Source organism: Candidatus Paracaedibacteraceae bacterium, from assembly GCA_019636055.1.
In the GTDB taxonomy this organism is placed as follows: Bacteria; Pseudomonadota; Alphaproteobacteria; order Paracaedibacterales; family Paracaedibacteraceae; genus Paracaedibacter.
The window spans coordinates 183,655-208,258 of sequence record JAHBYH010000001.1; the positions used below are offsets into that span (position 1 = coordinate 183,655).

Sequence of the window (24,604 nt, forward strand, 5' to 3'; positions counted from 1 at the left end):
ACTTAGGACGCTTAGTAATCTGCCCGATATATTTTATCCAATTCTTATAAACATCGATTACTGAAACTTAATCACAAAGGATATTGAAGGATCATCAACCGCCGTTAATAAGACCTCTGTATCCCCTGATTTAAATGTTCCTGCATATGATCTTCCATCATAATCAATACTAACTTTAAACGACGAGATGGTATTAGAGACACCAATTTCCACAGATCCACTTTCTTGAAATGGCCATCCCCCATAGCCTTCAACATCAGGGTCTCGCAAGTCGTTAGCAACTGCAAACACCAGACTTGCATATATCGTAATCAAACAAACAATCTTTTGGGTCACTAATTAAAATTTCAGAAAAATCTTCTATATTTTATATTAGAAATATAATTTACCAATTTCAAGAAACCATTTTTTAATTAAAAGAGCTATATATTATAGCGAAAGGATTTTTTTCCAATGAAAAGAATAATATATCTAGCCTTATTATTAAGCATATTAGCGGCCTTAATTTCTGGCCTGATCTATCTTATCCCCAATCCCAATCATTTATTATGGCTCAAAAAAGGCCTAGAGATCTTGCTCTTAACTTTTGCGACATGGGTCTTACTCAGGCTTCTCAATAGATTTATATGGCCAGCCCTTAGAGAAAGTTTTTCAGTCAGAATTTCCCATTTATTCGTTGTCGTATTAAACCTGCTTTTTGTGATTGGGCTTTTCTTTTCCGTTACCATCGGCATTTTAGGAATTTCACCAGCATCCATCATAACCGCAAGCGGGCTTGTAACTGCCGGTCTTGCAATTGCTTTACAGGGCATTATTGGCGATGTAGCTGCATCAATTATCATTGATCTCGATAGATTGTACAAAATAGGCGACTGGATTAGGATTGATGATTACACGGAAGGTAAAGTAACGGATATTGGGTGGCGACATACTGAAATTCTAACGCTAAGGAATGAGCGATTAATCGTCAACAACGGTAAAATGCTAACCACATCATTCCATAATCTTGGGCAATCGCCAACGTGGGCCGTGGATGAGTTTTTAATCTCGGTAGGACACGATATACCATCCCATCGGGTTCAACGAGTTGTTGAAACTGCCCTGCAAAAACATCCTGAATCATCAAAATATTACACTCAAGTCTTAGCACGAACCCTCGATTCAGGTGGTGTTAATTATTATGTTCGTTACGGATTAGCCGATCAAGATCAACGTTGGCAAACTCGACACAGTATTATTGAGGCTTTACGGACAGAACTTCATGCCCATGGTCTACGCATTTCCGAAGGATTAGGAGAATATGGCATTTTCCGTGGCAACCAACCCCTCGTTGAGCAGGAATATCAGGATGTTATACTTTTACTGTCAAGAACTGAGCTTTTAAAAGACCTAAGTCCTCATGATATAAAACATCTCAGCACAATCGCTCAAGAACTCGTTCTTCCTGCCGGCATTCAAATCATCCATAGCCATGACCTAGACCAAACTCTCTATTTAATTGGTGAAGGAACTGTTGAAGTTGTCCTCCCCAGTGGCGATACTCGATTATTATATAGCCTTGATTATTTCGGAGAACAAGGTTTCCTGATTGGTGATCCAAGAAATGCGGATGTCTATAGCAAAACGCCAGTAATCCTTTATAAATTTACCAAAGATTCATTCACTAAAATTTTAAAAGACAAACAAAATATCCTTAGGTCCATGATTGAAGTCATGGCCTATCGATCACGGGATCTAGAAACTGCGATTCAAGCCTCTAAGCAGAAAAAACCCCAAGAATCATGGGAAGACGTTGTCAAACGAACAATTAATGAATTTTTTAAGGGCTAAAAGGAGTTCTTTTACAGCCCTACTCCTCTTAATGCTCTTCTAATCTAAGCTTGCAATAATTCTTCCATCATTGCTTTTGCTCCGACCAAGTCTGTCTTACCTGTCGGAAGCACAGGGATTTTATCAACAATGAAGAACTTACGAGGAATCATAAGCTCGGGATATCCCCCGGCCTTGAATTCTGTTACAAGATCTTCTCGGGTAAGCTTAGCCGTCGTCAACAGGATAAGTTGTTCGCCCTTACGGGCATCAGGTGCGGCCAAAACAACATGACCATTCTCCGGATAGATTTTCTGCAAAGCTTCTTCCACGGCCCCCAAAGAAATCATCTCACCGGCAATCTTTGCAAACCGCTTAGCTCGGCCTTTAATTGTAACAAAACCATGCTCATCCACAGAAACAATGTCGCCCGTATCATACCATTCGGTTTGAGGCTCCTCCCCGTCAAAGAAACTTGCCGATGTCGGAATAACATCTCCTGTTTCAGGGTCCAGATATCCCAACATCACATTAGGTCCTTTAATAATCAACCGTCCTGCATTCTCAATTCCTTCGACAGGTCGCAAATGGTATCTTATTCCTGTTAACAAACGCCCAACACTACCAACTTTACTTAACATTGGAGTATTAACTGATACTGCCGGAGAAGCCTCAGTTGTTCCATAAGCTTCACGAACGTGAATACCAAATTTTTCAATCCAAACACGACGAGTTTCTTCTTTCAGTTTTTCTGCGCCAGCAATTACCAAACGCATAGAATAAAAATCGTATGGATGCGCTGATATGGCATAGCGGCTTAGGAACGTATCTGTTGCAAAGAAAATTGTCGCGTTAATATCATAAGCCATTACCGGGACAATACGATAATGAAGCGGTGATGGGTATTGGAATACCCGAATCCCGGCAGTCAACGGTGCAATAACTCCTCCCATCAATCCAAAAGAATGAAATGTTGGCAGAGCATTCAAAACAATATCCTGTGTCGTCAAATCAATCATTGATGTCAATTGATAACGGTTAGCGTTCAAATTCCGATGGCTTAAAGCAACGCCTTTAGGTAACCCTTCCGAGCCAGATGTGAATAAAATAACAGCAGGATCATCTTCGGAAATTGTTTGCTGAATTTTTTTGGATGCTAATTCAGGAACAAAACTTGATACAGCACCAACAATCTTATGAATAATATTGAGTTCTGATGCTAAATCCTCAAGATAAAAGACCCGAACATGCTCAGACAATTTTTTGATCGTATTTTCCAAACGTGCTACTTCCACAAATTTACGTGAGGTTAAAACCAAACGAACCCGAGCCAGTTTACAGGAATGAAGAATAACATTGGCCCCCAATGAGAAATTAAGCATTGCCGGCACACGCCCATATAACATCTGAGAGGTCACACACATCATGGATGCAATACTGGTTGGTAACAGGACACCCACCCGTTCTTTAGCTAAAGTTTGTTTTTCAATCCATCGCCCTAAAATAAAGCTACGCATAATAACCTGACGGTAAGTCAAGGGTTGACGCTGGATATCTTCCACAATTTCTTTATTCATGCCATGAATACGTGCCGCATCAAATATCGATTGGATCACTGTTTGCTGATATGGTGATGTATCAAAAAGCATTCCAACCATAATATCGTAAATCTGATTAGAGATAACCTGACGACGCGCCCTGCCCTTTAATTTTGGGTTCGTTTCAACCTGACGCGGTGGCAATACAGTCAATGATATTTTAGGGAAAAGCTTACGCTTTACCTTACCACGCAACCGCGAAAGCATTGAATATTGAGCCCCTTCAATACGAATAGGCAAGACCTGAGCCCCAGACCGATCTGCAATCATTCCGGGACCGTCAAAAATCTTCATCAATGCACCCGTTACAGTGATTCGCCCTTCAGGGAAAATCACACATTTTTTACCTTGACGGATCAACTCAACCAATTTCTTTGTCGCCATTGGATTGGTTGGGTCCACAGGAAGCAAGTTCACGCCCGGTTTAATGATCTTAATCCACCAGCGGTTGATGTATTGGCTCCAGATGGCATAGCTCAATTTTTCAGGAATAAAGGCAAACAATAGAATCGCATCAATAAATGATACGTGATTGGCAATAATCAAAACACGATCACCCGCTTGCTTAAGGTTTTCCATCCCTTTAACTTCTACACGGAAAAACAGCTTTAAAATAACCTGAAGAATAAGTTGCAAGACAGATTCAGGAACCAAACTTGATAACTTGTGCATGGCAAATAGATTGAGAAGCCCCACAATCAAAAATATATTTATGATTGTTACATCCAACGCCATTAATATCATGGTCGCAACAGATGATATAATCATGAAAAAGGCATTAACTACGTTGTTAGCAGCAATAATTCGCGAGCATTTTTTAGGATCAGATTCTGTTTGCAGCAAAGCATACAGCGGAACAAGACTAATGCCAACGGATGTTGCTATCATTAATAAATCAAAACAAATCCTAAAACTATAATGTTTAAGTAAAAATTCAACAACACCAATATCCTGGGTAAACGGAAGACTATAGCTGACATAAACTAAGTCTAAGATAAAGAGCGTTGTTGCAATAGCTCCCCAAGGCACAACCCGGGTATCAATATGGGTTCCCATTAGTCTATTCGCCAAATAAGATCCCAAACCAATCCCTCCGGCGAATAAAAACAAAAAGAAATTAGCAACACTTGGGTTTGCTCCCAACACAACCTTGCCGTAGAATGCAATTTGGGTAAGCATCGTGATACCAATCACCCAAAACCAGGATATCCCCATAATACTAAGAAAGATAAAGCGGTCTTTAGAAGCATCTTTGACTAAACTCAAAGTTTCTTGAACGATATTTGTGTTCACAGTTACCTTAGGATCAGCAGCAGGCACAGAGGGTAATTTAAGTGAAATATAAAATGAGGCACAAACGGATACTAACATCACAAGCGCCAACAGTTTAAAGCCGCTTCCCTCTACATAAACCAGAAAGTTTCCTAATGATGTCCCAGCTAATATCGCAAGGAATGTACTTCCTTCCACCAAAGCATTTGCGTTAACAATCTTGTCTCTCTTTAATAAAGATGGGATTAAACTGTATTTTATCGGACCAAAGAATGTTGATTGCGTTAAGGTCAGAAACAGTGTGAACAATAAAACACCAAAGGACTCGGTAAATAACCCATAAATAGCAAAAAAGACAACAGCTATTTCACACCCCTTAATAATCTGAGTGAGTTTGGCCTTATCGTATTTATCGGCGAGCTGTCCGGCCACACTTGAAAACAAGAAAAAAGGTGAAATCGCAATTGCACTGACCGTAGGAATCAACAGCGCATGGCTAAAGCCAATTTTAAGACCAACACCATATGTCACCATAATAACCAAAGCTTGGCGAAACAAATTGTCATGAAAAGCACCAAGCAGTTGAATCCAAAACAGCGGTCCAAACCCCCTATCACGGATTAGACTAAAAAAATTAGTGGTCACGTTGGCCTCCGGCTTTTACATAAGTACAATTATCTCACCTCTCCCCCTGAGGGAAATATTGTCGAATAAAACAGGATAACCCTGTTTTCAGATCTAAGGGCAAGGCGGAACCGTCCTCTCCGGCTAGCAAAGCTAAGGTTTCGCCAGAAAGCCTTAGCTTTGGTTGATTGAAGATCCGGCATTTTCCTACGACATCCTGAACCCCGATCAAGACACTCTTCCGCTTTTCGTTGAAAATCGAGAGTTCCTAGTCAAGGATGACGGCCTTTAATGATTCATAAATTTGCCTCACCCAAATCCATATTCCTTATTCATTCAACAACCCCGTCTTAAGCAGAGAGTTTTTTATATCGAATATTACTAAATATTACACGAAAGCCTCAACAATTAAAATCCTCTTCATAATGTTTTTTTACAAAAATTTTAGATAAAGTATTGATTATTTCTATTTTCACCTATTTTCATTATTATTCAAACGAATATATGGAGGAAATCGTGGCTATATACATCGGAACCAATGGAAGTAATACCATTACAGGCACATCAGGAAGCAATATCATACTTGGGCTTAATGGTAACGACACCCTAGTCGGTGGATCGGGAAATGACCTCCTATTAGGAGGAAACGGTAGCGATACTCTTAGCGGTGGAGATGGCAGCGACATTCTGGATGGTGGGAATGGTGATGATATCTTAAACGGGGGATCCGGTGACGATATTATATATGGCGGCAAAGGAAACGATCTCTTTATTCACAATGTTACTGACAACATTGATCTCAATCATTACACCTACGATTTTTACGATGGTGAACAAGGCAATGATACTGTTCGTTTCGATGTTACCTATCAACAATATTTGGATCTCCTAAATTCAGGCGCGCTTACTGCATTCAATTCGTTCAATAAAAACAATGTTTTTGACTTTTCAAAATATGTGTCTTATATCGATCTCAAGATTGTTCGTATCGAAAATCTAATTATTAATATTCTGACACCGTCGAACACTGCTCCTGTAGTTCAGAATTCGACAGCAACTGTTGACGAAGATCACTCCCTTAGCGGTACGTTAAGTGCCTCTGACGCAGAAAACGATCCTCTTACATTTTCATTGGTATCCCAGACTTCTCACGGAACAATTACCTTAAACGCCAATGGTTCTTATACCTATGTTCCAGCAGCAGACTTTAATAGCGTGGATACATTTACATTCAAGGTCAACGATGGACAATTGGATTCAGGCATTGCTACAGTTACAATTACCATCAATCCCGTCAACGATGCGCCAGTTGTGGCTAATGCTCTAGCCGATGTCGCCTTTGCTGAAGATACAGCAATTGACATCGACCTATCCATGGCCTTTAGCGATGTGGATAGTGCTTTGACCTTATCCAGTAATGCACCAGCTTGGCTTAGCATTGTCAATGGTCACTTGGTCGGCACACCGCCCCTAAACTTTAATGGCGAACTCGACATTATGGTTACGGCTTCTGATGGAGAGTTTTCCGTCAGTGATACCTTTAAGCTTACCATCAATCCCGTCAACGATGCGCCAGTTGTGGCCAATGCCCTAGCCGATGTCGCCTTTGCTGAAGACACAGCAATTGACATCGACCTATCCGCAGCCTTTAGCGATGTGGATAGTGCCTTGACCTTATCCAGTAATGCACCAGCTTGGCTTAGCATTGTGAATGGTCACTTGGTGGGCCAACCTCCCCAAGACTTTAATGGCGAACTCGACATTACAGTCACTGCTTCGGATGGCGCACTATCTGCCCAAGATACCTTCAAGCTCACCATTAATCCTGCCAACGCAGCGCCGACTGTCACAGTTAACAATCAAGCCGGATTTGTATCCGAAAACAATGACGGGGCATTCATCAAGATAGATATGTCTGCACCACCCCCAGCCGATCCTGGATCTTCAGGTGGCAGCACGTCAACATCAACAGGCACCTTTCCAGGAGGAGGTATTGTCGTAACAGACCCAGGCTCAGGTGGTGGCACAACAGAAATCAATCTTATCGTGTCCGGCAGCGACCCAGATGCAGGTGATACAGTAAGTTATCTTCTCTCGGACAATCGTTTTGAAATCGATGGTGCTGGAAACCTGAAACTTAAAGCTGGGGAATTTTTGGATTACGAAGATCCAGCTTTGGTTAATCACCAACTTCAACTCACAATCACTCCGGTTGATCAGCACAATCTCGCCGGCACACCAATTAATGTGACGATTGATGTTTTGAATGTGAATGAAGCACCAGTCAATTTGGCCCTAGTTGACGATAACGGAGCACCAATTGTGGCTCCCTCGGTTGATGAAAACGATTTTGGCGCTGCTATCGGGCACGTTCAAGCAACAGATCCTGACGGCGATGCTATCACATGGACAGTTGATGATGCTCGGTTTGAGGTTCTTAACGGCATCTTGAAACTAAAAGACAATGTGTCCTTAGATTACGAAGCTATAGCAAACCATCAGATTGTTTTAAATCTGACGGCTTCGGATGGTAGCTTATCATCCGATCTTCCGATTACAATAGATATTCAGGATGCCCCTGAATCTCTGGTTGCCAACCCGGATATCGCGGACAATATTTACAAGCCAAACCCACCATACGCCCCATATAACCAATATGTTTGGACGAATGTTCTAACGAATGATGTGATGGTTAGCGCAGGCAATCTTCAGGTAACAGAATGGTTTTATAACGGCATAAAGTTTGATGCCTCAACCGGACCTGCCTTACTTCATGTGGATGGTATTGGTGACTTTACAGGTTATCCTGATGGGTATATTTATCTGTCGCCTGACGCCAACTTTCTAGGGGAAGTGCCATTACCCGTTACATATACCCTTATCGATAATGTCGGAGGAACAGCCACCGGGTCCGTGACCTTTATCGTTAATGTTCCTAATGATTATGCCGCAGTCATCACTGAGGTACAGACCCCAGATGCGTTTGTTATTGAGGACTTGAAAGCCACAGTATCCGGTGATTTAGATGTATCTGACCCGGATGCTCCGAATCAAAATCATTTTATTGCCCAAGCCATGATCGCCGGAGCATATGGATCTTTGTCTATTGATAAATATGGGCAATGGACCTATACCCTCGATAATGACAATCCGGATGTTCAGGCCTTAGACACCAATGAAACTTTGGCCGATCATATAGTCGTTCAAAGTTTAGATGGAACACCACACACCATTGACATTACCATTAAGGGGCTCTCGGAAGACGCCCAGACCTATCCATTTGACTATAACTTAAGCTTTGCCTATGCCAAAGATTTCAATGGTGGGGACGTGATTCAGGCCGTGAATATGCCAGACACAAGCCTGAAAGGCTTAGCGAAAGTCCTGTCCGTTGATATCGTGAATGGCCAGTATCAATTTAATCTATCCCATGATGCGATCAACTTTGGCGCAGGTGTTATCAGTGGCGTTACTCCTTCGGCGGGACACCATTTAGACTTCAACCTGAATAATGGTGTATCCCGTACAGCCATTCTGTTGGATGATGGGAATAATGATTTCGAAGGGCATGGTAATTACGCCAACGTCGCAACCCCCTTTAATTTAAGTAATGCCGGTCAGTTGATTTATGGATTATCCGGGGATGATCTGATTGTTGGGGATATAAATTATTGGCATCCGACAACATCATATGCAAGTGGTCTTTATTCCTTTGGTCATGATGTTATTGTTGGGGGAGATGGCACAAGTACGATTGTTGGGGATGTCTACACCTATGATTCGTTTTTAATGGGAACTAATTCTACTGTACTTACTTATCCTATTATTGATTATGGAGATGATACTCTATACGGAGCAGCCCATGGCACTGTAATAGGAGATATAAGTTTTGTCCAAGGGACGGATTATAAAGTCCGTCATGAATTTGGTGGTGATACAATCTATGCCCCCTACCTTGGCGGAACTGCTATCGGAGATGTCGGAAACCTTGTTTTACAAGGGGCCCCCGGAACAAATGCTATAGAAGGAATAACTTCTTCTAGAAATAATATTATAGGCTCTGACTTTGATGATCTTCTTATTGGAAACTTCGGCAATTATACACAAGATATTAATAGTGCTATAACTCTATATGGAACTTTTGATATCATTTCCGGAAATAGCGGTAATGATACCATCATCGGTGATGTTAACTTCTTCAACATCGGAGATATAAGTTATCAGAACAATTCTTCCATTAATATGGGAAGTGATACCCTTTATGGGGGAGATGGTAACGACTTAATCATTGGTGATATCTTAAGGTATAATGCTCTGTATAGTCCCAATACAGCCCTTGTTGTCACTCTTGGATCTGATACGATCGAAGGTGGAGCAGGTGATGACATTCTTGTCGGTGATATATACAATCTTGGAAACGCTTATAAAGCAGGCCCGAATCTAGCTTACACAAAGATAACCGCCAGCAATGATACATTTGTTTTTGATTTAGCAACCCCCGGTGGTTTTGGCAATGATCGAATTCTTGACATGAACTTTAATAGCACTAAAGACACCCTCAGCTTCAAGAATGTTTTAGATGTAGATGGCCAGGTTGGAATTACACTAGCGGACTTAAATCTTCTTACTACACTAGAAACCGTTGGCGCAGACTTTAAAATTAGCGTGTATTCAGATATTGCTGACATAACCACTGGACTGCACGACAGCGCCAATCTATTAGGAACGGTTACTTTGGCTAATTATTATGGATTCGGTGCCACTGATATCAATACATTGATATTGACAAATCAATTCTACATTCAGGTAAGCTAACTCTCTTCATAGGGGGTGGATTACCTGTCATCACTAACTAGCAAAGCTTGGTTTTCACCAGAAGATCAGGCTTTGTTTTATTGGAGACCCAGGAAAAGCATACACCAAACCATGGATCCCCGATCAAGTAACTCTTACGGTTTTCTGACAAAAACCGAGAGTTCCTAGTCGAGGATGACGGGTTTTATGCATATACGGATGATCTCACGCTCCCCGACAAAAAACTTCTTGGCAAATTTATCCTAATCAAGGTACATTGATATTGAAGAAAGTTTTTTTGATGGAGCTTAAGACGATCAGCATGATGAGTTTGATATTAAATTATATCGCTGATGTTTTATTGACTCTGTCTAAGTCCGCAGATCGGGCTTTATATTTACTCCCGATTCACAAATTTTGTTATTTCAAATTAAGTCCTCTGGTACAGTCTCCTCATTATTTATACGACGATTATAAAACTCAGGATCACCGACTGCTGGGACATTACACTATGGAGATTAATGCCACATGGCTAAGAAGATGCTTATTGACGCGACTCACCCCGAAGAGTCACGCGTCGCAATTATTGATGGGAACCGCTTAGAAGACTACGAAGCTGAAACATCAACAAAACAACATTTTAAAGGCAACATTTATCTTGCCAAAGTTATTCGAATTGAACCGTCTCTACAAGCTGCATTCGTAGAGTATGGACAAGATCGCCACGGCTTCCTACCTTTTGCTGAAATTCATCCCGACTATTACCGCATCCCTGTTAGTGATCGTCCAATAGAAATTAAAAAAAATGAATCAACCGAAGATGAAAAACCGATTGCTGAGGCATTGCCTGAAGTCACAAATGGCGACGTACCAGAGGCTCCACTCATTACCGATGCAAATGATGATGAAGATAGCATCACAGCCCATCGTCCCCAATTAAACTATAAAATTCAAGAAGTGATTAAACGTCGCCAGATCATGTTGATTCAGGTCGTCAAAGAAGAACGCGGAAATAAAGGGGCAGCTCTGACTACATACCTGTCCTTACCCGGCCGTTACTGTGTCTTAATGCCAAACGCAGGCCATCGCAGTGGCGGTATTTCGCGTAAAATTACAGATGCCAACACCCGCAAACGCCTGCGCGATATCCTGAACGAACTACCGATCCCTGATGCCATGAGTCTAATCGTTCGCACAGCTGGCCAAGATCGCAATAAATTAGAGATTCGCCGTGACTTTGAATATCTTGTGCGTCTATGGAGTGATATCCGTGATAAAACATTATCCTCTATGGCACCAGAGTTAATTTACGAAGAAGGTGACGTTATTAAACGTTCCATTCGCGACAATTACAACAAAGACATTGACGAAGTGTGGATTGATGGTGATGAAGGCTATAAACAAGCTCGCACTATGATGAAAACGTTAACGCCAAGCCATGTCAAACGCGTAAAACAACATAAGGGCGAAATTTCTCTATTCCAGAAATTTGGCGTAGAAGCCCACATCGATGCAATTATGACACCAACGGCCTCCTTGCCGTCGGGTGGATCCATCGTGATTAATCCAACAGAAGCACTCGTTGCAATCGATGTGAACTCGGGCAAAGCCACCCGCGAACGCCACATTGATGAGACAGCCCTCAAGACCAACCTTGAGGCTGCAGATGAAGTAGCGCGTCAAATCAAACTGCGCGATTTGGGTGGATTAGTTGTTATCGATTTTATCGATATGTCCGATTCAAAACATATTCAGCAAGTTGAAAAACGTCTAAAGGATGCGGTCAAGGCTGACCGAGCACGCATTCAAATGGGTCGTATCAGTCAGTTTGGGTTAATGGAATTATCGCGTCAGCGTCTGCGCCCTAGTATTGTTGAGGCCAACATGCGCCCCTGCACCCACTGTCACGGCACAGGTATGGTCAGATCGATCGAATCCATGGCCTTATTTGTCTTACGTGGCATAGAAACTGCAGGTGTTGCCGGCAAAAGTAGTTCAGTCTTAGTGACCGTTCCTGCCGATATTGATCTCTATCTTTTGAACCAAAAACGTAGCAATATCCTAGCTTTAGAAAACCGCTATGAGATGTCGATCATGATTCAACGGGACAGCAAACTTATTGCTCCTGATTTTAAGATTGAGACAACAGTTACACGATCTAAGTCAAAAGCCAAAGGAATTGAAACAATTATTGAGCCTGAGGCTGAAGACGAGATCCTTGAAGATACTATCGAAGAAACGGAAGAAACAGTAGAATCAGAAGAAACCGTTGAACACAAACAACGTGAGCGTGGACGTCGCAATCCATTTCAGCGTCGTCGGGGCAAAGATCGCCGAGATAAAACTGAGCAACCGACCGTAGAGGAGACATCAGAAGAACCTGCCCAGCAAGCTCAAGAAACTGAGGAAACAGCCGGGGAGGAAAGACAGTCCCGCAACCGTCGCCGCCGTAACCGCAATAGAAATCGCAACCGTGGAGAGCGCATTGATCAAACAGGATCAGAAGCAGTAGCAAGTGAGACAGCACCTACCACAAGCGAAGAGCAATCAGAAATACCTGAAAAGACTGAAAAATCAGGGCGCAATCGCCGCCGTCGCCGCAAACCAAATCGCCCTCAAGGAGGTGATGATGCGGAACAATCCAGCGACCTCAAAATCGTCAAGTCTGATACAACAGAAAAATCAGAAAGTACAAGCGACGACAGTGAAACAACAGGGGATGGTAAAAAACGTCGCCGTGGCTTTTGGAGGCGTTTGTTAGAGGCGTGAGATCCCACCTTACCTCTCCCCTTTTGTGGAGAGGTTGACCGCAGGTCGGGTAAGGGGCACTTAAACAAAATATAATAAATGAAAAAGGTAATGGCACAGATTATAGACGGGAAAGCATTAGCAGCACGCTTGCAACATGATCTTACAATCAAAGCACGCGATCTCAAGGTCAAACTTGGTCGCGAGGTCTGCCTTGCTGTCATTCTTGTAGGAAATGATCCCGCCAGTCATATCTATGTCTCGAAGAAAGCTGAAAAAGCCGCAGAGATTGGTATTCGCAGCATAAAACATATCTTACCGGAGACAACGTCTCAAGAAGAATTGAATACTCTGATCAACCAACTGAACCAAGATGAGTCTGTCGATGGGATTTTGCTGCAGCTTCCCCTACCAAAACATCTTAATCGCCTAGAAAGCATTTCAAAAATCGACCCACGAAAAGATGTGGATGGGCTTCATCCGACTAATCAAGGTTTATTATTTCAAGGTCTACCAACCCTTGCCCCCTGTACGCCTCAAGGGTGCATCCAGTTGATCAAATCCTGTCGTGATGATTTGACTGGCAACCATGTTATTGTCGTTGGTACATCCGTTCTGGTTGGACGCCCCCTTCTACCTCTATTAATCGCTGAAGGAGCTACTGTGACTTTGGCCAACTCAAAAACACAGAATCTAGCAAAACTGACAAGCCAAGCAGACATCTTGATTTCCGCCACGGGGCGCGCCAGCCTTATTACGGCCGATCATGTTAAAAACGGCGCTATTGTTATCGACGTCGGCATCACACGCCATAATGGAAAGTTAACTGGGGATGTGGACTTTGATACAGTCAAATCTAAAGCATCCTTTATCACGCCTGTCCCTGGTGGGGTTGGCCCCATGACAATCATCAATCTAATGGCTAATGTGATCCGAGCAGCATCAAATTAAGAAAAAAATTATACATTAAAGACTACTTTCTTTATTTAAAATAAAATCTATGATAATTTAACAAAAATAAATATTAAAATAATAACACAAATGATACTCAAAACACTATTGACTGCCTGTTTGTTTCCTATAGTATTTGCTGCTGAGGAATGCCAAAATGGTATAAATCTAGGAAATAACACTTACTCTAAATCAGATTACCAACTCCCCGCCCATTCTAAAAAAGTAAAATATACCGAGACTCAGTCAGAAGACAAACAAGAACCATTAAGTACGCTACATCATGATATTTTTATTGAATTACAAACTCAGAATTTAACGACCGAGAGAAGAAGAGGCTTAACACTAAAACTTTATGAGTCATCGACAAACCCATACAACTTATCAGCTATTTTTCATCTAGCAAGATGCATGGAGATTGGCCTACTATCGTGTAACCCAAAGGATAGTTGCTATTGCTTCATAATGCTAGGTACTCCCGATCAAAGAAATCAAAGAATTGTTAAAATTTACCAGAATCTGTCCACGCAGAACTATATACCAGCTATTTTTAGGCTCGCAAAAATATATTCACGACCGGAGTCTTATAACAAAGACTTGCTAATTTTCTATCTGACAAAAGCTGCAGAATTAAATGACCCGGAAGCAAACTTTTTTCTCGCAACTTTATATCATACAGCAACTCACGCTGAACAAAACGGTGCATTAGCATTAAAACACTATACTATTGCTTCTAACCTTGGTTTTGCCGAAGCAACCTATCGACTGGCAGAGATCTATAGATCCGGCATTCTTGTAAAAAAATCCATGGCTCGAGCATACGAATTGTACCAAAAAGCAGCAGATCAAGGATCTTTCAAAGCTATGGTCCAAGTTTTAACACAAAGAATAGTACATGGTGATAATGTTACTGATTGCATACAAAAGTTACATACCCTGCACCAAAAAGGCATTATTGAGGCAACATATATACTTGGGACATTTTATGAATCAACAACTTACTCAGGCCTTTTATATGATACAGATAAAGCCTTTTCTTTTTTCCATAATGCCGCTAGACGAAACCATGCAAAATCACAGTATATAATCGGATCTTATTATCACAAAGGCATAGCGCCTCAGCAAAGTCATACAGATTACCCCATGCTAGCAGAAGAATTTAATCTTGAAGTTGATAATCTTTTACCGATACATCGTTTTGAAAGCCCAACCCCCTTATTAACAGATGACGATTTTTCATGGGAAATACTCCCATCCCAATACACATTACAATTCAGAAAAGCGGTCTTCTGGCTAAAGCAATCTGCTGAAAACGGGCATATTCCAGCTAAATTTTTATTGGCCAGAATATTACTCAATTCTTCAACAGAAGTTTTTGATCAACAGCAAAGCAAGGATCTTCTTGAATCAATTCCGCATCAGGATCTTATCAGGTTACTTATAAATTATATGGATAAGAACCCGGAATAATTATAAATCTTTTATAGGGATAGGGATTGAGTATATAATCAATCCTTATCCCTTGAATCGGCTTTTTCTTCACGCTATTCTGTAGACAGAAGTATTGATTAGATTCAGCCCCACACATAAAATGAAAAAATATACTTTTGATCTGCCATCACAAAAACCAAGTTCCCCTTGCTTTGGATCGGGTCCATGCAAGAAAATCCCGGGGTGGACGCCACAAATCTTAGATTCAGCTTTTCTAAGTCGATCCCACCGCGCTCCGGATGGTGTTGCCCGCGTTCAGCATTTACTGAATCTCACTCGTGAAATACTTAATATTCCCAACGATTACGCCATTGCAATTGTTCCCGGGTCAGGAACCGGTGCCGTTGAAACGGCATTATGGAATTTTTTAGGAGCACGACCGGTTGATGTCTTTGCTTGGGACGTGTTTGGCAAATTGTGGGTCACAGATACGGTTGAACAACTCCCTGTAGAAACTCGTTCTTTTGTGGTCGACTTTGGTCATATTCCTGACTTAAATCAATACGATCCAAAACACGACTGCATCTTTACATGGAATGGGACAAGTAGCGGCGTTATGGTGCCCGATACGGATTGGATTCCCCGTGACCGCACAGGACTGACGATCTGCGATGCAACATCATCCATGTTTGCTATTCCTGTTGACGACTGGTCAAAACTTGACATCACATGTTTCTCTTGGCAAAAAGCCCTCGGTGGTGAAGGAGGACACGGCATGATTATCGTAAGTCCCCGTGCCCTGAAACATCTGGCACAGCATACCCCCCATTGGCCAATCCCAAGATTATTTCGCCTTAAAAAGGATGATCAGGTCAATAGTGCAATTTTTGAAGCAAAAACAATTAACACCCCATCAATGTTGTGCATTGAAGATATGATTCAGGCTCTTGAATGGGCAAAGTCAATGGGTGGGGGAAAATCCCTTGCGGACAGAACCCTTAAAAATTTCAACATCATCAACGATTGGGTTAATAACCACAGCATACTCAGTCATATGGCACCAGATCCGACAATCCGATCTCATGCCTCTGTCTGTATCAATTACCCCGGATCTATTGATACTGTTGCTCAAGAACTAGCTGTATTGGGTGTCGCTTATGATATTAAAAACCATTTCTTAGCCCCGCCATCTTTTCGGATTTGGTGTGGACCAACCATTGAAACCAATGATTTGAAACTCTTAACACAATGGATAGATTGGGCAATCTCAAAAGATCAAACAAAATAATGATAGCTATATCTTAAAAAATCCGCTCTGACTCAAAACCTGAGAACGCCATCCTTTCAAAAAAGGAATATCAGGCTCACCTCTTACAAAGGCCTTTAAGTCCGCTGTGGAGGCTAATAATTTTTCAGATACGCCCAAATTATTTGCCACTTCAGAAAGCTTAAGCCTTATGGTTTCTAGTTTTTCCTGCTGCTTGATTGTCATTGCTCTGTGTTTTAGTCTTTTGGGCCAATTCACTTCTGGAACCTGTTGCAAATCAGACCAAGTTGAAACCAATGAGGCCAAAACATCATCAACGACTTCATTATCCTCGACAAACAACTCACTAGTTTCAGCAATCTTTAATATCACGTCATCAGACAAAACACGACGACGGTTATAGTCTAATTTAATCGCCATTTTTTCTCGCCAATCACATAATCCTTTTAGATAATGCAGTTGCTGAGGCTTATGATTACCGCGTTTAGCCAACCGTTGCCAATAATCATCCACAGGTTCAAACGTTTCAGGAATATACAAATGGTGCTGCTCTTCATAAAACCAAGACAGGCGATTTCGAGCAATTAATTCAGACTCAAGCTTTTGCTTAACTCCCGTTAAATAGAAAACATCCTTTGCTGCGTATTCTAGCTGAGAGCGAGGCAAAGGACGTCGCATCCAATTTGAATTCTGCTTAGATTTATTAAGAATGACACCCGCATATTCTTCGAGCAACCGTGCAAGGCTAATCTCATCAGCAGGATGTAAAAAAGTATAAGCCAGCTGAGTATCAAATAAATTGACCGGCAAACGACCAAAAACCTTATTTAAAACCTCAAGATCCTGACGACACGAATGAAAAATCTTCACAACATCGGGATTCGCTAATAAATCATCAAGTGGTGATAAGTCACGTCCCTTTTCCAATGGATCAATCAGGACTGTATCAATCCCATCGGACAACTGGATTAAAGCAAGTTTCGGCCAATAGGTTGTAACTCGAGAAAACTCTGTATCAATAGCAATATCAGTTTGGGCAGAGAATTTATCACACCAATATTTTATTTCGGAAGATTTAATAAGCTGAAATGTCATATGAAATCGCAAATGGTGCCCTCGGGGAGACTCGAACTCCCACGTATCTACATACAACAGATTTTGAGTCTGCCGCGTCTACCAATTCCGCCACAAGGGCGCACCAACAAGATATATATATTAGATACATAGTTTTTATGGTATAAGTCAATAGAAAACAATTTTTTTTGAAAAGAATTTCTAATCACAATGACCGCGGAAACCATGACAGAAAACAAATCAAAATTATATCAATGGCTTATGCGACAAGCCAATAGTCCTTCAGCGCGCTGGATTCTCGCAAGCGTTGCCTTTGCTGAAAGCTCATTTTTTCCAATCCCACCTGATTTTATGCTAATCCCCATGGTTATTGCGAATCGCACAAAAGCCTTTGTTCTTGCAGCAATATGCTCCCTATCATCAGTCTTAGGCGGAATTTTTGGTTATGCTATCGGCTTTTTCTTTATGTCAACACTAGGACAGTGGGTTATCGATGCTTATGGTCTTGAACAAGCCTTTGCTTCGTTCCAAAGCACGTTCCAAACCTATGGCTTTTGGATTATTGCACTCAAAGGCCTAACCCCCATTCCCTATAAACTTGTCACGATCGCTAGCGGTGCTTCACAACTTAACCTAGCCATGTTCATCTTGGCGTCTCTCATTAGTCGCACGATTCGCTTTATGATGTTAGCAAGTATTTTCTGGTATTTCGGAGAAGATGCAAAGAAACTTTTTGAGAAACACTTTAAACTTTTTACAATAATTAGTATTATGACCATAGTAGTTGGATTCTTTATACTTAAGGCACTATTATGAGACTTTTGGATTATTTGACACGGCGCAATTTCTTGATCTTATCCGCGATGGTGTCATTATCCTCCCTTGCCTTTGCCTATTATGCTCAATATTTTTTCGACATTGATCCATGTATTTTATGTCTATATGAACGTTATTTTTATTGGGGAATTGCCCTGATAGGATTTGTCGGTTTTATGTGGGATCACCCTCTGTTTTTTAATCTTAGCGGACTTATCTTACTGGGAGGTGGTGCCCTGGGATTATATCATCTCGGTGTTGAACTGCATTGGTGGCAAGGAACCGCTGCCTGTCATGGCATAGCCTCTGGTAAAGCTAGATCCATTGAAGAGCTTCGCGCTATGCTTAAATCAAAACCTATGGCTCGGTGCGATCAAGCAAACTGGCATATTCTGGGAATATCTGCAACTTACCTTAATCTTGCATGGTTTTTGGGTTTCCTAGGATTATGGGGAGGGATTACCCTAAAAAGTAAATCTAATTTGAAAAAAGAGAAAAACTAGACTGTTCTCTAGCTCTAATGCCCTGCGGTTTGTCCGCCAAACTCAACTTTTTTCATAAACGGGATGATACAGAGCGATACAAAGAATATCGCTCCCATCAACCAATACAGATCATCAAAAGTCATGACGATCGCTTCTCGCATAGCCAGATCTTGAAGAATTTTAAGAGCACTTAGATTTGCATCCGCTAAGTGAGAAAAACTAGACAGATAATCGGTTATATTATCGATAAAACTAACAACCTGATTATTGGTTAAATCAATATTTTCCCGCAGAACTGAGTATTTTTCTTTCTGCCAATTCGATAAAAACGTATTAAAAACAGCCAAACCAATCGCGCCACCCAGATTCCTCATTAAGTTATACAGACCACTGGCATTAGCAACTTCGCTTACAGGTAATGTTCCCAAAGCCAAAGTATTAATTGGCATAAAACATAACATCATGGATAATCCGCGCACAGCCTGCGCCGGAAAAAAGTCCCAAAACCCGGAATCAGCCGTTTGTCCTCCATTCAAGTGACACCCTAAACCAAATAAACCAAAGCCAAGAACCATCATAAGCCTCAAGTCCATAACTTTGGATAATTTAGCAGCAATAGGCGCTGACATAAACTGAAAGACACCAACAACAGATACATATAATCCAATCTGATAACTGCTAAGCCCTTGAATCAGTGATAATTCAAGGGGCAACAGGTAAACCATGACGTAAAGACCACAACCAATGATAAAGCTAAAAATACAGCCAAGACGAAAATTTGTATTTTGAAAAGCCTTGATATCAACCGCAGGCGATTCAATCGTCAACGAGCGTCGCACAAATAAAATACCTGCCAACAAAGATACAATTGACATATTACGAATAACTTTACTCTCAAACCACTGATCACGTACCCCTTCTTCCAAAACATACTGCAAGGACCCCAAACATAGCGCAATATAAACAATGCCTAAAAAGTCAATTTTCTTAAGTAATTCAAGATGCGGCTGGTCAACATGAACATAAACCCAAGTCGTTAAACAAACCAAAATTCCCGGAACAATATTAATTAAAAACAAAACATGCCATGAAAATACTTCGGTTAGATATCCGCCGAGCACAGGACCAATCGTCGGTGCCATCGTTACAACGCTACCGATAACAACAGTCATTAGTGGCTGCATCCGTTTCGGAAACATCGTATACACCACCGAAAATGTCGTTGGAATCATAATCCCACCAAATATTCCCTGTAATGCTCGGAATATAATCATGGAATTGATATCCCATGCACAGGCCGCAGCAACACTCATGATTGTAAAACCAAAAGCTGCGGTAAAATAAATGTAACGCGTTGAGAAAACCCGAGCCAACCATCCAGTCAATGGAATAATAATAACTTCAGCAATTAGATAAGATGTTTGTACCCAAGTGACTTCGTCTGTAGAAGCTGAAATTCCGGCTTGTATTTGGGCAATGGACGACGCAACAATTTGGATGTCCAACACAGCCATGAACATACCAAAGACCAGACCCATAAAACCAATCCATTGTTCTCGGTTCGGAGCAGGAACATCATCGACACGCAAGTCTGTCATCGACACCGTACCGTTGCATAACAAGACATTCCCGGCTTTAACTTATCTAGATCATCCCCTTTCAGAACCAACTTTACAGGAATTCGTCGAACAATCTTTGTAAAGTTACCTGTCGCATTTTCAGGCGGCAAAATAGAAAATTCAGACCCACTTGCCGGTGCTAAACTATCAACACGCCCTCGAAACTTCTTACCCGGATAAGCATCAACTTCAACCCAAATACGATTACCGGCACGCATTTTAGTAATCTGAGTCTCCTTAAAGTTTGCCTCGACCCAAACATCATTGGGCACCAAATAAGCAAGCGCAACGCCTGGGCGAACCAATTGCCCGATCTGCATGGCTTTGCGCCCTACTTTCCCATCAAAGGGGGCCTTAACCTCGGTATAAGATAAATCTCGCTGAGCCTGATCCGCTTGTGCCTGGGCATTCACTAGTTGAGCTTTCCCCTCTTCTAATTGCGCTTCAAAAGCAGCTTTCTGGTTTTCAGCCCCTAAATGTTCTGCTTTTGATTTTTGAACTAAAGCCTTAGCATTCTTATATTGTGCCGTTGCATTATCCATCATTTGTTGAGAGACAGCACCATCTTTTAAAAGCCTTTGAAGACGCTTATTTTCTTTTGAGGCCTGCTCATAGGTCGCATTGGCCGAATCCATTCCAGCTTGCGCCTGATCGATCAGAGCCTCTTGCAGAGCAACCTGACTTTCCAATGAGCGAATCCTTGAAGAAATCACACGCACTTGACTTTCAGCCTGATCCAATCGTGATTTGTAATCACGATCATCAATTTTAACTAAGATCTGGTCTTTTTGAACTTGTTGATTCTCATTAACCAAAACTTCTGTTATATATCCATTAACGCGCGGGCTTATTACCGTCATATCGGCCTTAATATAGGCATTATCCGTTGACTCGAAACCATGAATGAAAAAAAACCAATACGCAAGTAACAAGAAAGCAAAAATAGATCCAAGCAAAATAAGATTGCTTTTTAACCATAGTTTTAAAGAATCAGGAATTGTCATAATTTGCCAAACGTAAAGCCCTTCGATGCTATAATTATAACTAAATACGAAACAACATACTATAGTTATTCAAAGAATCGCAATTTCTTGTTTATAGAACTAAATCTGACTTGGGTAATTACAAATAGTCGTGAAATTCTGCTAAAACTTTTCGATATAAATCTTGTTTAAAACCAACAATAAGTTCTGGTAATTCTGCTGGGTCAATCCATTTATAAGCAACAAATTCAGGATGAGGTGTCGTTAAGTTAATTTCTGATTCATACCCATCATAACGCATCAGAAACCATTTTTGACGTTGGCCGATATACCGCCCTCCCCATAACTTATCTGATAGCTCTCGCGGTAAATCATAGCTTAGCCAATCTTTCGATTCCGCTAGAACTGTCACATTAGCTGTACCAATTTCTTCCTGAAGTTCACGAAAAGCAGCCGTTTGCGGGGTTTCATCATGATCAATTCCACCCTGCGGCATTTGCCAAGCATCCATCAACCCTGTCTGCGCCATATCAGCACGTTGACACACAAGAACCCGCCCGTGATGGTTTAAAACCATCATTCCAACGCCAAGGCGATAATAAGGGTCATGATGCAACAAATAGGAATCAGTCATTTTCTTTTAGTAAGTTTGATATCGATACAACATCTATCTTATTATCATCTAAAATTTTTATCCATTGTTTAATTTTATCGACAACATCAGGTGTATTAATATCAAAACTTAAGACAACAAACCCCGTCCTTCTGACTACACCCAAAACCTGATCCATAGCAGAAATCGGGCATTCATCAGCAGCCACCACCAGATAATTTAGTCTAGAAGAATCTGCCATTTTAAAAAATTTGTTATTAAGAACATCATCTCCTAAAACAACAAATTTATTATGATCGGACAAATAAGTCACCAGAGATTGAACATCCGCAGAAGATTTCAATAATTTGCGACCGCCCGTCAATAAAATTCCCTGAGCAGCGATAGAAGCATCCAAAATTGATGATAAAATCTTTTCACGGATATTCGGCTGCATGGCAGTTCTCACCGTCAGATAACCTTGGTCTTTATAAGGATTTGTATCCTCTAACGGAATCATCACAAGAACATCCAAACCATAATCCGATAAAGTTTCGACTTCATCCTGAAGGCCTGTAGTGTAGGGATCAATCGCAACGACAATATCCTCATAGATTTGATCTAAAATGGCATCGCTGTGGATCTTATTAAGGCCAAATCCTTTTAGAATAATAACTGCTTTTTGAACTTTTAGAATTGGGTTCTCAACCAAATACTGGGGGTTAATCGTTTGACTAATACCATAGGCAGTATGAGATGACGGCATAATCCGCTTTAATACCGGCAAATCCTTTTTTACCAGAGGCTCACTCGGTTGATCTTTATGATCGATGGCTGGCTGCGATTTTACCACAGCCCTGGAAGGATACTCTTTTTTTTCATCAGGCTGCGTTGCTGTTTTTTGCTTTACCCCATCCTTATTTTTTTCCACCCTAATCGTTTTCCCTGGTAAGAAACCAGTACTTTCCTCTTGGATAACAGCTAACGTTGTAGCCGCGAAAGAATGATCAGGCCTCGATCCTTTTGAAAAATTTGTTAGTTTTACCCATAAAACAATAGAGGTAAGGGCAATACCCCCAATTAACAAAGCAATAAGCAAAACAATTTTTTTAGATGAAATTTTTTCTAGAGTTGATAAATCAATATTATGGATAGCATCTGTTTCTTTTGAATGCGTTACTTCAGCTTTAAAATCTTTCTCGATTCGCCCAACGACCCCTGTCTTTTGTTTATATTTAGGAATAAGCAATCGAACAGAGTTAGCAGTATCGACAATTTTTTCAACCAGGCTTCTTATTAAATTGAGAAGATTATCCATAACTTAAGACCACTTTCTTAAGCTGACTAAACTTGTCACCAGCTCAAAAGCCCGCATTAATTGAACATCATCCTCGCTCAATGCGTTTTTATTACCTAAACTAATGTTATTAATATTAGGGTCAGCATCAACCGTCACATCCGGATATACTCCCCGACCACTAAGACTAGCGCCATCTAATGATGCAAACTTAGCCGTTGTAATTTTTACGCCGCCAACCCCAGGTACCGGAAATACGCTTTGTATAGACCCTTTACCATGGGATCGTTTTCCTAAAACAAGAGCACGGTGATGAAATTTCAATGCTGAAGCGACGATCTCGGATGCGGATGCCGAACCGGAATTAATCAGAACAACAACAGGAACAGTTGGCATTGACGTTTTTTCGTATGTCGTTAACGTTTTTTCAGGACTACCTCGTTCTTGAATTTTAATAACATCGCCAGACTTAATAAAGAATCCAACGGTTCGTATTGCCTGATTAAGAATACCGCCGGGATTATTTCGCAAATCCAAAATAATCCCACGCAAAGATTCTTGCCTTTTATCAAACGTTTCAATAACTTCTTTTAATCGATCTGCAACTTGTTCATTAAAATAAGCAATTCGAATATACCCCACCCCATCTTTAATAATAAGTTTAACCGGATTCACTGTAATTTTCTGTCGGATCAAACTCAGGTTTAATTCTCGATCTTGTCGTTGAATCTGCAACTTAAGATGGGTCTTCGGTGAACCATGTAAAGCACCTACGATTTCAGAATATGTCATATTATATGTTGGCTTTTGGTTAACGGCCACAATGACATCTCCGGATTGAATCCCCGCCGTGAATGCAGGCGACTCATCCAGCACACTGATGATACGGACACCACCATCCGCAGGACACATCTCTACACCGATACCGCCGAACACACCGTCAGTTGAATCCGTCAAAAGGTCATAAGCCTTTGGTGTTAAATAAGAAGAATACGGGTCAAGTGATGACAACATTCCGGATAACGCACCAATGCGCATCGCTTCTAAATTAGGCTGAGAAACATAGTTCTTATCAACGAGATCGATGACTTCTTTAAATAAGGGATCACACTCAAACGACGAAGGATGCTTATCTTTACCACTATCCCAACAGCCTGACAATAAGCAAGATAACGCACCTAGACTGATTGCAACTTGACGGAAAGTCACTAGAAACCCCTTACCCCTTTAGACACTTACTCTAA

The 24,604-nt window shown here is 41.2% G+C and carries 16 protein-coding genes and 1 tRNA gene; 8 read left to right on the forward strand and 9 right to left on the reverse strand.

Features of this window, described 5'->3' with window-relative positions:
- Positions 1 to 57: 57 nt before the first annotated feature.
- Positions 58 to 315 (reverse strand): hypothetical protein, encoded by a 258-nt coding sequence (locus tag KF820_00830; protein ID MBX3456894.1) that lies wholly within the window; start codon positions 313 to 315, stop codon positions 58 to 60.
- A 138-nt stretch (positions 316 to 453) separates the two neighbouring features.
- Here KF820_00830 and KF820_00835 point away from each other — a divergent pair, with 138 nt between their 5' ends.
- Positions 454 to 1,830, forward strand: a complete 1,377-nt coding sequence (locus KF820_00835) for a mechanosensitive ion channel (GenBank protein ID MBX3456895.1) — start codon at positions 454 to 456, stop codon at positions 1,828 to 1,830.
- A 44-nt stretch (positions 1,831 to 1,874) separates the two neighbouring features.
- Here KF820_00835 and KF820_00840 read toward each other — a convergent pair whose 3' ends face one another.
- On the reverse strand, positions 1,875 to 5,324 hold the full coding sequence (locus KF820_00840) for an acyl-[ACP]--phospholipid O-acyltransferase (protein ID MBX3456896.1): 3,450 nt from the start codon (positions 5,322 to 5,324) through the stop codon (positions 1,875 to 1,877).
- A 495-nt stretch (positions 5,325 to 5,819) separates the two neighbouring features.
- Here KF820_00840 and KF820_00845 point away from each other — a divergent pair, with 495 nt between their 5' ends.
- The 5 genes from KF820_00845 to KF820_00865 all read left to right on the forward strand — a co-directional run bounded on the left by KF820_00845 (position 5,820) and on the right by KF820_00865 (position 16,515).
- Positions 5,820 to 10,118 carry a tandem-95 repeat protein gene (locus tag KF820_00845; protein MBX3456897.1) on the forward strand — a complete coding sequence of 1,433 codons (4,299 nt, stop codon included), beginning with the start codon at positions 5,820 to 5,822 and terminating at the stop codon, positions 10,116 to 10,118.
- Positions 10,119 to 10,625: 507 nt separating this feature from the next.
- On the forward strand, positions 10,626 to 12,866 hold the full coding sequence (locus KF820_00850; protein MBX3456898.1) for a ribonuclease E/G: 2,241 nt from the start codon (positions 10,626 to 10,628) through the stop codon (positions 12,864 to 12,866).
- 90 nt (positions 12,867 to 12,956) lie between these two features.
- On the forward strand, positions 12,957 to 13,796 hold the full coding sequence (locus tag KF820_00855; protein ID MBX3456899.1) for a bifunctional 5,10-methylene-tetrahydrofolate dehydrogenase/5,10-methylene-tetrahydrofolate cyclohydrolase: 840 nt from the start codon (positions 12,957 to 12,959) through the stop codon (positions 13,794 to 13,796).
- A 90-nt stretch (positions 13,797 to 13,886) separates the two neighbouring features.
- The gene (locus KF820_00860) at positions 13,887 to 15,266 is read left to right on the forward strand and encodes a sel1 repeat family protein (protein ID MBX3456900.1); all 1,380 of its coding nucleotides are present in this window, start codon (positions 13,887 to 13,889) and stop codon (positions 15,264 to 15,266) included.
- 121 nt (positions 15,267 to 15,387) lie between these two features.
- Positions 15,388 to 16,515, forward strand: coding sequence for a phosphoserine transaminase (locus KF820_00865; GenBank protein ID MBX3456901.1), 1,128 nt, complete (start codon positions 15,388 to 15,390; stop codon positions 16,513 to 16,515).
- Between the two features lie 6 nt (positions 16,516 to 16,521).
- On the opposite strand, the gene KF820_00870 is transcribed toward KF820_00865, so the two are convergent.
- Both KF820_00870 and KF820_00875 read right to left on the reverse strand, forming a co-directional pair.
- Complete coding sequence (locus tag KF820_00870; GenBank protein MBX3456902.1) at positions 16,522 to 17,589, reverse strand: ribonuclease D; 1,068 nt, start codon at positions 17,587 to 17,589, stop codon at positions 16,522 to 16,524.
- A 13-nt stretch (positions 17,590 to 17,602) separates the two neighbouring features.
- Positions 17,603 to 17,689: transfer RNA gene (locus tag KF820_00875), tRNA-Leu, on the reverse strand.
- Between the two features lie 140 nt (positions 17,690 to 17,829).
- Here KF820_00875 and KF820_00880 point away from each other — a divergent pair.
- Together KF820_00880 and KF820_00885 are read left to right on the forward strand one after the other, a co-directional pair.
- Positions 17,830 to 18,384, forward strand: a complete 555-nt coding sequence (locus KF820_00880; protein MBX3456903.1) for a DedA family protein — start codon at positions 17,830 to 17,832, stop codon at positions 18,382 to 18,384.
- Entirely contained in the window at positions 18,381 to 18,887 is a 507-nt protein-coding gene (locus KF820_00885) for a disulfide bond formation protein B (protein ID MBX3456904.1), read from the forward strand. Before KF820_00880 ends, KF820_00885 begins: the two co-directional genes overlap by 4 nt.
- A gap of 14 nt (positions 18,888 to 18,901) precedes the next feature.
- Here KF820_00885 and KF820_00890 read toward each other — a convergent pair whose 3' ends face one another.
- From KF820_00890 to KF820_00910, 5 genes are all read right to left on the reverse strand, one after another.
- Positions 18,902 to 20,467: a DHA2 family efflux MFS transporter permease subunit gene (locus KF820_00890; GenBank protein ID MBX3456905.1), complete on the reverse strand. Its 1,566-nt coding sequence runs from the start codon at positions 20,465 to 20,467 to the stop codon at positions 18,902 to 18,904.
- Positions 20,464 to 21,492 (reverse strand): HlyD family secretion protein, encoded by a 1,029-nt coding sequence (locus KF820_00895; protein ID MBX3456906.1) that lies wholly within the window; start codon positions 21,490 to 21,492, stop codon positions 20,464 to 20,466. The genes KF820_00890 and KF820_00895 overlap by 4 nt, the downstream gene beginning before the upstream one ends.
- 118 nt (positions 21,493 to 21,610) lie before the next feature.
- Entirely contained in the window at positions 21,611 to 22,105 is a 495-nt protein-coding gene (locus tag KF820_00900) for an RNA pyrophosphohydrolase (GenBank protein MBX3456907.1), read from the reverse strand.
- Positions 22,098 to 23,381 carry a divergent polysaccharide deacetylase family protein gene (locus KF820_00905; protein MBX3456908.1) on the reverse strand — a complete coding sequence of 428 codons (1,284 nt, stop codon included), beginning with the start codon at positions 23,379 to 23,381 and terminating at the stop codon, positions 22,098 to 22,100. Before KF820_00905 ends, KF820_00900 begins: the two co-directional genes overlap by 8 nt.
- Positions 23,382 to 23,384: 3 nt before the next feature.
- A complete protein-coding gene (locus tag KF820_00910; protein ID MBX3456909.1) occupies positions 23,385 to 24,569 on the reverse strand; it encodes a S41 family peptidase in 1,185 nt (394 codons plus the stop codon).
- Positions 24,570 to 24,604 lie beyond the last annotated feature (35 nt).

Bases quoted from the DNA above. Each gene is read 5' to 3' on its own strand.
- KF820_00870 (MBX3456902.1), bottom strand. From the start codon at position 17,589: ATGACATTTCAGCTTATTAAATCTTCCGAAATAAAATATTGGTGTGAT.
- KF820_00905 (MBX3456908.1), bottom strand. From the start codon at position 23,381: ATGGATAATCTTCTCAATTTAATAAGAAGCCTGGTTGAAAAAATTGTC.
- KF820_00860 (MBX3456900.1), top strand. From the start codon at position 13,887: ATGATACTCAAAACACTATTGACTGCCTGTTTGTTTCCTATAGTATTT.
- KF820_00835 (MBX3456895.1), top strand. From the start codon at position 454: ATGAAAAGAATAATATATCTAGCCTTATTATTAAGCATATTAGCGGCC.
- KF820_00880 (MBX3456903.1), top strand. From the start codon at position 17,830: ATGCGACAAGCCAATAGTCCTTCAGCGCGCTGGATTCTCGCAAGCGTT.
- KF820_00855 (MBX3456899.1), top strand. From the start codon at position 12,957: ATGGCACAGATTATAGACGGGAAAGCATTAGCAGCACGCTTGCAACAT.
- KF820_00895 (MBX3456906.1), bottom strand. From the start codon at position 21,492: ATGACAATTCCTGATTCTTTAAAACTATGGTTAAAAAGCAATCTTATT.
- KF820_00900 (MBX3456907.1), bottom strand. From the start codon at position 22,105: ATGACTGATTCCTATTTGTTGCATCATGACCCTTATTATCGCCTTGGC.
- KF820_00885 (MBX3456904.1), top strand. From the start codon at position 18,381: ATGAGACTTTTGGATTATTTGACACGGCGCAATTTCTTGATCTTATCC.
- KF820_00850 (MBX3456898.1), top strand. From the start codon at position 10,626: ATGGCTAAGAAGATGCTTATTGACGCGACTCACCCCGAAGAGTCACGC.
- KF820_00865 (MBX3456901.1), top strand. From the start codon at position 15,388: ATGAAAAAATATACTTTTGATCTGCCATCACAAAAACCAAGTTCCCCT.
- KF820_00890 (MBX3456905.1), bottom strand. From the start codon at position 20,467: ATGACAGACTTGCGTGTCGATGATGTTCCTGCTCCGAACCGAGAACAA.